The following is a 12091-nucleotide window of genomic DNA, read 5'->3' on the forward strand; positions in this document are numbered from 1 at the left end:
GATCGCAGCCTTCGGCAGCTCCTACATGGGGGGCGGGTTAGCGGTTTGCCAGAGCCCGCTCCATCCGCGCAATGCCTTCTTCGAGCAGCGCACGCGGGCAGCCGAAATTCAGGCGCACGAACTGCTGGTTTTGATCGCCAAAGTCCAGACCGGCACTGAGGCCTACCTTGCCCTGTTCAAGGAAGAACTGCTGCGGGTTGGGCAGATCCAGGGCCGAGCAATCGAGCCAGGCCAGATAGGTGCCCTGCGGTACATTGATGGTCACGCCCGGCAAACGGCTGCGCACCGCGTCAACCAGATAATCGCGGTTGGCCTGCAGATAGGTTTTCAGCTCGGTCAGCCAAGGCCCGGCTTCGCTATAAGCGACGCGGGTGGCTTCCATGCCCAGCGGGTTGACGCTGTCGACCATGCCGCAACGGGCGTGATTGACGCGTTCGCGCAGGGCGGCGTCCTGAATGATCATGAACGAGGTTTTCAGACCGGCGATGTTGTAAGCCTTACTCGCCGACATCAGGGTGATGGTGCGCTGGGCGATTTCCGGGCTCAGGGACGCGGTCGGAATATGTACGCGACCGTCGAAGCACAGCTCGGCGTGGATTTCGTCGGAGATGATCCAGGCGTCCTGCGCCACACAGATGTCGGCCACTGCTTTTAGTTCTTCGCGGCCAAACACTTTGCCGATCGGGTTGTGCGGGTTGCTCAACAACAACGCGCCACCGCCGGTTAGCGATTCACGCAGCACGTCCAGCGGCGTGGCGTAAGTGCCGTCGGCCTGGGCGACGAATTCCAGCTCAACCTTGTTCATGCCCCAATGGCCCGGCGCGTGGCGCAGCGGCGGGTAATTCGGTACCTGCACCACGACGTTCTGCTGTGGCTGCACAAGTGCTTTCAAAGCCATGTTGAAGCCCGACTCGACGCCCGGCAGGAAGATCAGCTCTTGCGGTTTGACCTTCCAGGCGAATTTGTTCCAAAGGTCGGCGACGATGGCCTCGCGCAGGTTGTCCTGGGCGACGCTGTAACCCACCAGTGGATGCAGCAAACGTTGTTGCAAAGCTTCGATCACCACCGGTGGCGCGGCGAAATCCATGTCAGCGACCCACATGGGCAGCACGTCGGCCGGGTAGCGGCTCCACTTGGTGCTGCCAGTGTCCTGGCGGTCGAATACCTGATCAAAATCGAAAGTCATGCGCGGTCTCGTGAAGGCGGGATTGGTCCTGCCGGCCATTCTAAGCCCATGGCCAGGTGGGAGCACACAAAACCTGTGGGAGCGAGCCTGCTCGCGAAGGCGGTGTGTCAGTCAATATTTGTTTTATCTGACAGGGCCTCTTCGCGAGCAGGCTCGCTCCCACGGTTTCTCAGCGCTTGACCGATTGTCGCCGACGGTCGGTTTTCACACAGATCGTATGGTCTTTGTCTACAGTGAAAAAGTCGGCAGGCTTTCTGCCGCACCCGTGATTGTCCAGAAAAAGCCCGGCTCAAGTACCGGGTTCCACCTGATCAGGAGTGCACGATGGATCTCAGCCGTCGTCAATTCTTCAAGGTCGCCGGTATCGGCCTTGCAGGCTCTAGCCTGGGCGCGTTGGGCATGGCCCCGACGCAGGCCTTCGCCGAGCAGGTGCGTCACTTCAAGCTTGCCCACACCCATGAAACCCGCAACACCTGCCCGTATTGCTCGGTCGGTTGCGGGTTGATCATGTACAGCCAGGGCGATACCTCGAAGAACGTCGCGCAAAATATCATCCACATTGAGGGCGACGCCGACCATCCGGTCAATCGCGGCACCCTGTGTCCAAAAGGCGCGGGCCTGCTGGACTTCATTCACAGCCCGGGCCGCTTGCTGTATCCGCAAACGCGCAAACCCGGCAGCAGCGAATGGACGCGGATCAGTTGGGATGAAGCGCTGGATCGCGTCGCCGACCTGATGAAGGCTGACCGCGACGCCAACTTCATCGAGAAAAATGCCAACGGGCAAACGGTGAACCGCTGGGTCTCCAGCGGGTTTCTCGCGGCTTCGGCGGCGTCCAACGAAGCGGGCTACATCACTCAGAAGGTGATACGCAGCCTCGGCATGCTGGGGTTCGATAACCAGGCGCGTGTCTGACACGGCCCGACGGTGGCAAGTCTTGCCCCGACGTACGGCCGTGGTGCCATGACCAACACTTGGACCGATATCGCCAACGCGAATCTGATCCTGGTGATGGGTGGCAACGCAGCAGAAGCGCATCCGTGCGGCTTCAAATGGGTGACCGAGGCCAAGGCGCACAACGCCGCGCGGCTGATTGTGGTCGATCCGCGTTTTACCCGGACTGCTTCGGTGGCCGACTATTACGCGCCGATTCGCACCGGCACCGACATCGCCTTCATGGGCGGCTTGATCAATTACCTGCTGACCGAGGACAAGATCCAGCACGAATACGTGCGCAACTACACCGACGTCTCGTTCATCGTCAAAGCCGGCTACGGCTTCGAAGACGGGATTTTCAGTGGCTACGACGCAGCCAAACGCAGCTACACCGACAAGTCAGGCTGGGGCTACGAGTTGGGCGAGGACGGCTTTGTCAGAGTTGACCCGACCCTGCAGGACCCGCGCTGCGTCTATCAACTGATGAAGCAGCATTACAGCCGCTACAACATCGAACTGGCGAGCCAGATCTGCGGCATGCCGGTCGACGCCATGCAGAAAATCTGGGACGAAATCGCCACCTGCTCGACACCGGGCAAGACCATGACGATTCTCTACGCCCTCGGTTGGACGCAGCATTCCATCGGCGCGCAGATCATCCGCAGTGCGGCGATGGTGCAACTGCTGTTGGGCAACGTCGGCATGCCGGGCGGCGGCGTCAATGCCTTGCGTGGGCACTCGAATATCCAGGGGCTGACCGACCTTGGACTGCTGTCCAACGCGCTACCGGGGTATCTGACCCTCGGCAGTGACACCGAGCAGGACTACAACGCCTTCATCAATAAACGCACGCAAGTACCGCTGCGTCCGGGGCAACTGTCGTACTGGCAGAACTACAGCAAGTTCCACGTCAGCCTGATGAAATCCTGGTACGGCGCCAACGCCACCGTCGAGAACAACTGGAATTACGACTACCTGCCGAAACTGGACATCCCCAACTACGACATCCTGAAAATGTTCGACCTGATGAGCCAGGGCAAGGTCAACGGTTACGTGTGTCAGGGGTTTAACCCGATTGCCGCGTTGCCGGACAAGAACCGGGTGATGGGCGCGCTGGCCAAACTCAAGTGGCTGGTGGTGATGGACCCGCTGGCCACCGAAACCTCGGAGTTCTGGCAAAACGTCGGGCCGTACAACGACGTTAAAAGCGAGGAGATCCAGACCGAAGTCATCCGCCTGCCGACCACCTGTTTTGCCGAGGAGGACGGCTCGCTGGTCAACAGCAGTCGCTGGTTGCAATGGCACTGGAAAGGCGCCGATGGCCCGGGCGAAGCGCAGACCGACATTCGCATCATGAGCGAGCTGTTCCTGCGCCTGCGCAAGCGTTATCAGGCCGAGGGCGGCAAGTTCCCCGATCCGCTGTTGAAACTGTCGTGGCCGTACAAGATCCCCGACGAACCTTCGCCGGAAGAACTGGCCAAGGAACTCAACGGCAGCGCCACCACTGACATCACCGATGCCACCGGCGCGACAATCAAGGGCGGCACGCAACTGGCCGGGTTTGGTCAGCTCAAGGATGACGGCAGCACCGCGTCCGGTTGCTGGATCTTCGCCGGCAGTTGGACCGAGGCCGGCAACCAGATGGCGCGGCGCGACAACTCCGATCCGTATGGCATGCACCAGCATCTGGGCTGGGCGTGGGCGTGGCCGGCCAACCGGCGGATTCTTTACAACCGCGCTTCGGCGGACGTCTCAGGCAAACCGTGGGATCCGAAAAAGCGTCTCGTGTGGTGGAACGGCAAGGCCTGGGGCGGCACGGACGTGCCGGACTACAAGGCCGACGTGCCGCCTGAAGCCGGGATGAACCCGTTCATCATGAACCCCGAAGGCGTGGCGCGATTCTTCGCCGTCGAAAAGATGAACGAGGGGCCATTCCCCGAGCACTACGAGCCGTTCGAAACGCCGATCGGCATCAACCCGCTGCACCCGCAGAACAAGAAAGCCACCAGCAACCCGGCGGCGCGGATCTTCGATTCGGTCTGGGAAAGCCTCGGCGAAGCCAAGGACTTCCCGTATGCCGGCACCAGTTACCGGCTGACCGAGCATTTCCACTTCTGGAGCAAGCACTGCAAGTTGAACGCGATTGCTCAGCCTGAGCAGTTTGTCGAGATCGGCGAAGTGCTGGCGAAAGAGAAGGGCATTGCCGCCGGCGACAAGGTGCGGGTCAGCTGCAAACGCGGGTTCATTGAGGCGGTGGCGGTGGTGACAAAAAGGATCCGACCGTTGCAGGTCAACGGCCAGGTCGTGCATCAGATCGGCATCCCGCTGCACTGGGGGTTCACCGGCCTGACGCGCCATGGCTACCTGACCAACACCCTGGTGCCGTTCCTCGGCGATGGCAATACACAGACCCCGGAATCCAAGTCATTCCTGGTCAACGTGGAGAAAGTCTAAATGGCCAGCCAAGACATTATTGCCCGCTCGGCCACCACCACAGTGCCGCCGTCGGTGAGGAATCAGGAGGCGGTGGCCAAGCTGATCGACACCACCAAATGCATCGGCTGCAAGGCCTGCCAGGTCGCGTGCTCGGAATGGAACGAGCTGCGCGACGAGGTTGGCCACAACCACGGCACCTACGACAATCCGCAGGATTTGAGCGCAGAAACCTGGACGCTGATGCGCTTCACCGAGCACGAAACCGACGCCGGCAACCTTGAGTGGCTGATCCGCAAGGACGGCTGCATGCACTGCGCCGAGCCCGGTTGTCTGGCGGCGTGCCCCAGCCCCGGCGCGATCATCAAGCACGCCAACGGCATCGTTGATTTCGATCAGGATCACTGCATCGGCTGCGGCTATTGCATCACCGGTTGCCCGTTCAACATTCCGCGTATTTCGCAGAAGGATCACAAGGCCTACAAATGCACCTTGTGTTCGGATCGGGTCGCGGTCGGGCTGGAGCCGGCCTGCGTGAAAACCTGTCCGACCGGCGCCATCGTTTTCGGCACCAAGGAAGACATGAAGGAACACGCTGCCGAACGCATCGTCGATCTGAAAAGCCGTGGTTTTGAAAACGCCGGTTTGTACGACCCCGCAGGTGTTGGCGGCACGCATGTGATGTATGTGTTGCACCACGCCGACACACCGAAAATCTACGCCAATCTGCCGCAGGATCCGGCGATCAGTCCATTGGTGGGCCTGTGGAAAGGCATCAGCAAACCGCTGGGTCTGCTGGCCATGGGCGCCGCGGTGCTGGCCGGATTCTTCCACTACGTGCGTATCGGGCCGAACCGGGTCGAAGAGGATGACCTGCCGACGCCCCCCGACACCTCGGTGCATGTCGTCGATCCAGCGGTGCACACCTTCGATCCACGCGGGGAGGACCGGCCATGAGCAACAAGACGATCCTGCGTTACACCGCCAACCAGCGCACCAATCACTGGCTGGTGGCGATTCTGTTCTTCATGGCCGGGCTATCGGGGCTGGCGTTGTTTCATCCATCGATGTTCTGGCTGACTCACCTGTTTGGCGGCGGGCCGTGGACGCGGATTTTGCACCCGTTCATGGGTGTGGCGATGTTCGTGTTGTTCCTCGGTCTGGTGTTCAATTTCTGGCGTGCCAACTTCTTCATCGCCAACGACCGGCAGTGGCTGCGGCGCATCGACCGGGTGCTGGTCAACGACGAAGAAAGCGTGCCGGCGGTGGGCAAGTACAACGCCGGGCAAAAGCTGCTGTTCTGGACTTTACTGCTGTGCATGCTCGCTTTGTTGTTCACCGGGCTGGTGATCTGGCGCGCCTATTTCAGTGCGTTTTTCGGCATCACAGCGATACGCTGGGCCATGCTCCTGCATGCGCTGGCCGGGTTTGTGCTGATTCTGAGCATCATCGCTCACATCTACGCCGGGCTGTGGATCAAGGGTTCGGTCGACGCGATGATGCACGGTTGGGTCAGCCGCGCCTGGGCGAAAAAACACCACGCACTCTGGTATCGCGACATCACCCGCGATGAACGCGATCCGGACGTGCCGGAGCGACCGATCACCAAAAAGGGCTGACCTTTGGCAACCATTCTCGAACCCGGACAAATCGAAGCGGCGGCCAGTTCGCCGCCGTTTCTGTATCTGCCACCGCACAACCTCTTCACTTTACGCGCCCAACGTCTGGAGCAATTGGCCGAAGGGCATCCGCTGGCCGAGTACCTGCGATTGATCGCCGGTTTGTGCCGGGCGCAGCAGCAAGTGCTGGATGATCCACCTGCGACAGAAGTCGTCGATCAGCAACGGCTTGAGCTGTGCCAGCAGCACGGCTTGCCGCCGTTCGCGGCTGATACCTTGATCCGCGAAGATGACTGGCAAGTCTGGCTCGACGCTTTGCTGCAACGCTATACGCCGCCCGAGCAACCCGCCGTGATCGATGCGCTCACCACGTTGCGCAGCGCCAGTCCCGGGCAACTGCGCGCCTGGGCCGTGGCGCTGGTCAGCGGCCAGTATTCGTTGGTGCCGGCGGCGCTGGTGCCATTTCTCGGTGCGGCGTTACAAGCGGCATGGAGCCATTGGCTGCTCAGCGTCCCCAACCTGCAACTGACACCAGGCAACAGCCTCAGCCAGTGCCCGGCCTGTGGATCGCCCGCCATGGCCGGCGTTATCCGCCATCGCGGCAAACACAACGGTTTGCGCTATCTGGTGTGTTCGTTGTGCGCCTGTGAATGGCATGTGGTGCGGGTCAAATGCGTGTATTGCGAATCGAGCAAAGGCCTCGACTACTTGAGCCTTGAGGACGATCGCCACGCCGCCAATCAGGCGCCGCTGCGCGCCGAAGTCTGCCCGAGCTGCAACACGTATCTGAAATTGCTTTATCTGGAGAACGATGCCGACGGCGAAGCGCTGTCGGCGGATCTCACCAGCCTGTTGCTCGACATGCGTCTGGCCCAGGACGGCTATCAACGTCTGGCCCCGAATCTGTTGCTGGCCCCGGGAGACGAATGACCACAGCGTCTACACTCTGGCGCAGTGATCTGTTTCCAGGAGTGGCTGATGTCTTCGAGTGTTGCCCTGCGGTTGCCTTCCATTGATGGTTTGTTGCGTCACCCGACGTGTCTGCCGCTGGCCGAGCGTCATGGGCGTGAGGCGCTGCTGGCGTGTTTGCGGCAGTTGCTGGATGAACTGCGTTCAGACGTGTTGAACGGGCAATTGTCGGCCGTTGAAATCAGTCCTGAAGTACTTGCGGGCCGCGTCGGCGAGCGCTTGGCGCGGCAGCAATGCAGCAACGTGCGCCGAGTGTTCAACCTGACCGGCACGGTGCTGCACACCAATCTCGGTCGCGCCTTGTTGCCGGACGAAGCCATCGAAGCCGTGCAGATGGCGGCGCGTTATCCGCTCAACCTGGAATTCGATCTGGCCAGCGGCAAGCGCGGTGATCGTGACGATCTGATAGAAGGCCTGATCCGCGAATTGACCGGCGCCGAAGCCGTCACCGTGGTCAACAACAATGCCGCCGCCGTCCTGCTGACACTCAACAGCCTGGGGGCGCGCAAGGAGGGCATCATTTCCCGTGGCGAGCTGATCGAGATCGGCGGCGCCTTCCGCATTCCCGACATCATGGCCCGCGCCGGCGTGCGCCTGCACGAAGTCGGCACCACCAATCGCACCCATGCCCGCGACTACGAAGCGGCGATCAGCCCGCGCAGCGGTTTGATCATGCGCGTGCATGCGAGCAACTACAGCATCGAAGGGTTTACCGCCAGCGTGCCGACAGCAGAACTGGCTGAATTGGCCCATCGGCATGACTTGCCGCTGCTGGAGGATCTGGGCAGCGGCAGTTTGCTCGATCTGACGCGGTGGGGCTTGCCGGCGGAGCCAACGGTGCGTCAGGCGTTGCTGGATGGCGCGGATATCGTCACCTTCAGCGGCGACAAATTGCTTGGCGGGCCGCAGGCTGGATTGATCGTTGGTCGTAAAGAGCTGATCGCGAAGATCAAAAAGAATCCGCTGAAACGCGCGTTAAGGGTCGACAAACTGACCTTGGCGGCGCTGGAAGCGGTGCTCGGTTTGTATCGCGACCCGGATCGTCTCGCCGAGCGCTTGCCCAGTTTGCGCCTGCTGACTCGCCCGCAAGCAGACATCTTCGCCCAGGCCTCTCGTTTGCAACCGGCGATGGCTGAGGTCTTGGGTGAACCCTGGCAAGTCAGCGCCGTTCAGGCCTTGGGCATGATCGGCAGTGGCAGCCAACCGGTGGCGCGGTTGCCGAGTGCGGCGCTCTGTTTGCGCCCGCAAGTCTCCAAGCGTTTGCGCGGACGCTTCCTGCTTAATCTGGAAGCCGCGTTGCGTGCGTTGCCAATCCCGGTGCTCGGGCGCATCGACGACGATGCGTTGTGGCTGGATTTGCGCCAACTCGACGATGAGCCAGCGTGGCTGGCGCAGCTGACGCAGTTGCAGGTCGACCAGTGATCGTCGGCACAGCCGGGCACATCGACCATGGCAAGACGTCGCTGCTGCAAGCGCTGACCGGGCAGACCGGCGACCGCCGCCCGCAGGAACGCGAACGCGGCATGACCATCGACCTTGGCTATCTGTATGCCGAACTGCAACCCGGCGCCGGACTAACGGGTTTTATCGACGTGCCGGGTCATGAAAAATTCACCCACAACATGCTTGCCGGGGCGCAGGGCATTGATCTGGTTTTGTTGGTGGTCGCGGCGGATGACGGTGTTATGCCGCAAACCCGCGAGCATCTGGCGATCGTCGAATTACTCGGCATTCCCCGTGCGTTGGTGGCGATCACCAAGTGCGACCGGGTCGAGGCGGGCAGGGTAGAAGAGGTGCAGCGCCAGGTTCTGGATTTGCTGGAGGCCGGGCCGTTTGCCGAGGCGCCGATAGTACCCGTGTCGAGCGTGAGCGGGCAGGGTGTCGATGAGTTGCGTCAGGTTTTATTGGAAGCACAAAGCGCAGTGCAGACGCGCAGTCGTGAAGGCGGATTTCGACTGGCCATCGACCGCGCCTTCAGCGTTGCGGGGGCGGGGATTGTTGTCACGGGCACGGCGTTGTCGGGCGTGGTCTCGGTGGAAGATAGATTGGTGTTGGGCCCTCTGGGTAAAACCGTTCGGGTTCGTGGCCTGCACGCGCAGAACCAGCCCGCAGATCAAGCCTTCGCCGGGCAACGAGTGGCGTTGAACATCAACGGGGAGCGCCTGGCGCTGGAGCAGATCCATCGCGGCCAATGGCTGCTGAGCGAGTGGCTGCACGCGCCGACGCAACGGATCGACATCGAATTTCAGCTGTTGCCGGGCGAACGCCCCTTCGAACACTTCCATCCGGTGCATCTGCACCTCGGTACGCAAGACGTGATCGCCCGCGTCGCGTTGCTTGAAGGTTCACGCCTGAACCCCGGCGCGCGCATGTTCGCGCAACTGCTGATCAATGCGCCGGTGCATGCGGTGAAGGGTGATCGGCTGATCCTGCGTGATCAGAGCGCGCAACGCACGCTCGGCGGCGGTGAGGTGCTTGATCCGTTCGCCCCGGCTCGCCAGCGGCGGAGCCCCGAACGACTGGCACAACTTGAAGCTTTGGCTCGCACTGAAAGACTTGAACAGGCACTGCCGGTGTTGCTTGGTCACAGCGCTGGCGGCCTCGATCCGCAGCGACTGGAGCGCCAGTTCAATAGACTCCGCGCAGATTGGTCATTGCCGGAAAACGTCCGTCTGATCGACACCCGCCAAGGCCCGGTGCTGTTCAACGTCCAGCGCTGGGGGCAGTTGAAGTTCACGCTGCTTGAGCAACTGGCGAAGTTTCATGAACTGGAACCCGACCAGATGGGGCCGGATCGCGATCGTTTACGGCGCTTCAGTGGATTGGCGCTGGAGCGTTCGACGTTCGCCAGTCTGCTGGATGAACTGCGCGAAGCCGGCTCGATCAGCGCCAGTGGGCCGTGGTTGCATTTGCCGGATCATCAGGTGCGATTGAATGCCGAGGACGATGCTCTTTGGCTGCGACTGCAACCGCTGTTCGAACAGGCCGGATTTGATCCGCCGTGGGTGCGTGATGTGGCCAAAGCTGTCGGGCAGGACGATGCCGGGGTGCGCCTGCTGCTGCGCAAACTGGCGCGGTTGGGCTTGATGCACCAAGTGGTGCGTGATCTGTTTTTGTGTGACGAGCAATTGCGCCAAATGGTGGACGTGTTGTTAACGCTGGCCAGGGAAAATCCCCAGATCCAGGTGACAACCTTCCGCGATGCGCTAGGCTTGGGACGCAAGCGCAGTATTCAGATCCTTGAATACTTCGATCGCCTCGGCCTGACCCGACGCATCGGCGAATCCCGCGTGATCCGCCCCGACAATGCGTTGGCCAGTGCCGACGCACCCTGAGTTCAATGGAAGGCAATCGCGCCCGGTGGCGCGGCCGGGCTTCAAACCCGGTTGGGGACGGCATCCGCTCCCGGGCAGGTTCGACTCCGGCTGCCTTCCGCCAATTTAAAGTCAAAACCCCAACGGGTACTGAACCACCACATATACCCGGTCAATGTCATCGCCCGCCTGAGCCTCATTGGCCCGGTGCGAAACATGTGAAACTTGCACCGACAAGTCCTTCGCCGCACCCGACTGGACGATGTACTTCAAATCAATGTCGCGCTCCCAATGCTTGCCACCATCACCTTGCTGCGGCTGGAAGTCACCGCTGTCGGCATCAAACGGGTTGTAGGCGCCGCCCTTGGGCGCGTGGGTGCCGTCGATATGGCTGCCGGAAACGTAGCGGGTCATGAAGTTGAGGCCGGGGATGCCGAACGCGCTCAGGTCAAGGTCGTAGCGTGCTTGCCAGGAACGTTCACCGGCGCCGTTGAAGTCGGCGTATTTGATTGAGTTGGCCAGGTAGATGGAGTCGCCGCCGACGAAATCGAACGGTGTGTCGCCATTGATCCGCTGCCAGCCGAGCATCACGGCGTGTGGGCCGAAGGTGTATTTGCCGGACAGGCTGAATGCCGTGTTGTCGATTTCACCGGCCAGCGCCTGGCCTGTGTCGCGGGTGTGATAGAGGTTGGCGTCGAGGAACACGCCCGACTGCTTGAAGTGCAGATTGCCGTAGTACTGATGCCAAGTGTCTGTCAATTCAGACGCGTACAGCGCACCGCCCAACGGGTTGTCGCCGAACAGGTCGGCGCCGAGAAAGCTGATGGAGCCGTGTTCGGTATTGGCACCGTAGCCGTAAAAATCGCCTTTGCCGGAAGAACTGTCCTGATTCTTGAACGCGGTGAAATGCCCGGCCTGCAGATTGACGTTGTTGATTTCACGGCTGTTGAGCAGAAAACCCGTGGCGTACTCCGGTTGCAGACGTTTGTCGGAGGTGTCGAAGACCGGCGTTTCCACGGTCATTTCGCCGAACGCGAGGGTGGTGCGTGATGCCTTCAATTTGAGGGCGCCACCGACGCTGGAATAGTTGTTTTCGCTGCGGCCATCACTGTCGACCGGCAGTAATCCGGTGCCGGAGTGGCCTCTGCCGCCGTCCAGTTTCAGGCCGGTAAAAGCATGTGCGTCGATGCCAAACCCGACCGTCCCGGGTGTGAATCCAGATGAGAAAGTACCGATAAACCCTTGTGCCCATTCCTGTTTGTAGTTCTTGCCGGCGGGTGAGGGCGAGCGGTAGTCGTTGCTCAGGTAGAAGTTGCGAAGGAGTACTTCAGACTTGGCATCGTCGAAAAAGCCGCTGGCGACAGCCGATTCGGTCAGCCCGCACAGCAGCAATAAGACGGTGATTCGCGATGGCGAGAAATCGATCATGGTCTGTGGCCAGCAATAAAGAATGTGGCACTGATGATCGGGGGATTGTGGGTGTGGAGATTGAGCGAATGTGCTCAGTTGTTATGAGAACAAGCACGCAGGCATTCAGGGCGTGCTCACAATGATGACAGCACACAAAAACCTGTAGGAGCTGCGGCACGCTGCGATCTTTTGATCCTGATCTTTAAAATCAAAATCAAAAGATC

The 12091-nt window shown here is 60.9% G+C and carries 8 protein-coding genes and 1 tRNA gene; 7 read left to right on the forward strand and 2 right to left on the reverse strand.

Annotated elements, in window-relative coordinates; translation table 11 throughout:
* Positions 1–37: 37 nt before the first annotated feature.
* Positions 38–1186 carry a MalY/PatB family protein gene (locus IAI51_RS27355; protein WP_187681314.1) on the reverse strand — a complete coding sequence of 383 codons (1149 nt, stop codon included), beginning with the start codon at positions 1184–1186 and terminating at the stop codon, positions 38–40.
* 324 nt (positions 1187–1510) lie between these two features.
* Between IAI51_RS27355 and fdnG the strand changes: the two genes are divergently transcribed.
* The 7 genes from fdnG to IAI51_RS27390 all read left to right on the forward strand — a co-directional run bounded on the left by fdnG (position 1511) and on the right by IAI51_RS27390 (position 10581).
* On the forward strand, positions 1511–4576 hold the full coding sequence (gene fdnG / locus IAI51_RS27360; protein WP_187681315.1) for a formate dehydrogenase-N subunit alpha: 3066 nt from the start codon (positions 1511–1513) through the stop codon (positions 4574–4576).
* Positions 4577–5512 carry a formate dehydrogenase subunit beta gene (gene fdxH, locus IAI51_RS27365; RefSeq protein WP_187681316.1) on the forward strand — a complete coding sequence of 312 codons (936 nt, stop codon included), beginning with the start codon at positions 4577–4579 and terminating at the stop codon, positions 5510–5512.
* Entirely contained in the window at positions 5509–6174 is a 666-nt protein-coding gene (locus tag IAI51_RS27370) for a formate dehydrogenase subunit gamma (protein WP_187681317.1), read from the forward strand. The genes fdxH and IAI51_RS27370 overlap by 4 nt, the downstream gene beginning before the upstream one ends.
* Positions 6175–6177: 3 nt before the next feature.
* Entirely contained in the window at positions 6178–7104 is a 927-nt protein-coding gene (gene fdhE, locus IAI51_RS27375) for a formate dehydrogenase accessory protein FdhE (protein WP_187681318.1), read from the forward strand.
* Between the two features lie 48 nt (positions 7105–7152).
* On the forward strand, positions 7153–8565 hold the full coding sequence (gene selA, locus IAI51_RS27380) for an L-seryl-tRNA(Sec) selenium transferase (RefSeq protein WP_187681319.1): 1413 nt from the start codon (positions 7153–7155) through the stop codon (positions 8563–8565).
* Entirely contained in the window at positions 8562–10478 is a 1917-nt protein-coding gene (selB, locus tag IAI51_RS27385; protein ID WP_187681320.1) for a selenocysteine-specific translation elongation factor, read from the forward strand. Before selA ends, selB begins: the two co-directional genes overlap by 4 nt.
* Positions 10479–10485: 7 nt before the next feature.
* Positions 10486–10581 (forward strand) — tRNA-Sec (locus IAI51_RS27390).
* A gap of 8 nt (positions 10582–10589) precedes the next feature.
* Here the strand turns inward: IAI51_RS27390 and IAI51_RS27395 are convergent.
* Positions 10590–11885 carry an OprD family porin gene (locus tag IAI51_RS27395; RefSeq protein ID WP_187681321.1) on the reverse strand — a complete coding sequence of 432 codons (1296 nt, stop codon included), beginning with the start codon at positions 11883–11885 and terminating at the stop codon, positions 10590–10592.
* Positions 11886–12091 lie beyond the last annotated feature (206 nt).

It is taken from the genome of Pseudomonas sp. N40(2020) (genome assembly GCF_014472415.1).
In the GTDB taxonomy this organism is placed as follows: domain Bacteria; phylum Pseudomonadota; class Gammaproteobacteria; order Pseudomonadales; family Pseudomonadaceae; genus Aquipseudomonas.

Excerpts from the sequence above, each read along its gene's own strand:
- IAI51_RS27355 (WP_187681314.1), bottom strand. The coding sequence starts at position 1,186 with ATGACTTTCGATTTTGATCAGGTATTCGACCGCCAGGACACTGGCAGC.
- fdxH (WP_187681316.1), top strand. The coding sequence starts at position 4,577 with ATGGCCAGCCAAGACATTATTGCCCGCTCGGCCACCACCACAGTGCCG.
- IAI51_RS27370 (WP_187681317.1), top strand. The coding sequence starts at position 5,509 with ATGAGCAACAAGACGATCCTGCGTTACACCGCCAACCAGCGCACCAAT.
- selA (WP_187681319.1), top strand. The coding sequence starts at position 7,153 with ATGTCTTCGAGTGTTGCCCTGCGGTTGCCTTCCATTGATGGTTTGTTG.
- IAI51_RS27395 (WP_187681321.1), bottom strand. The coding sequence starts at position 11,885 with ATGATCGATTTCTCGCCATCGCGAATCACCGTCTTATTGCTGCTGTGC.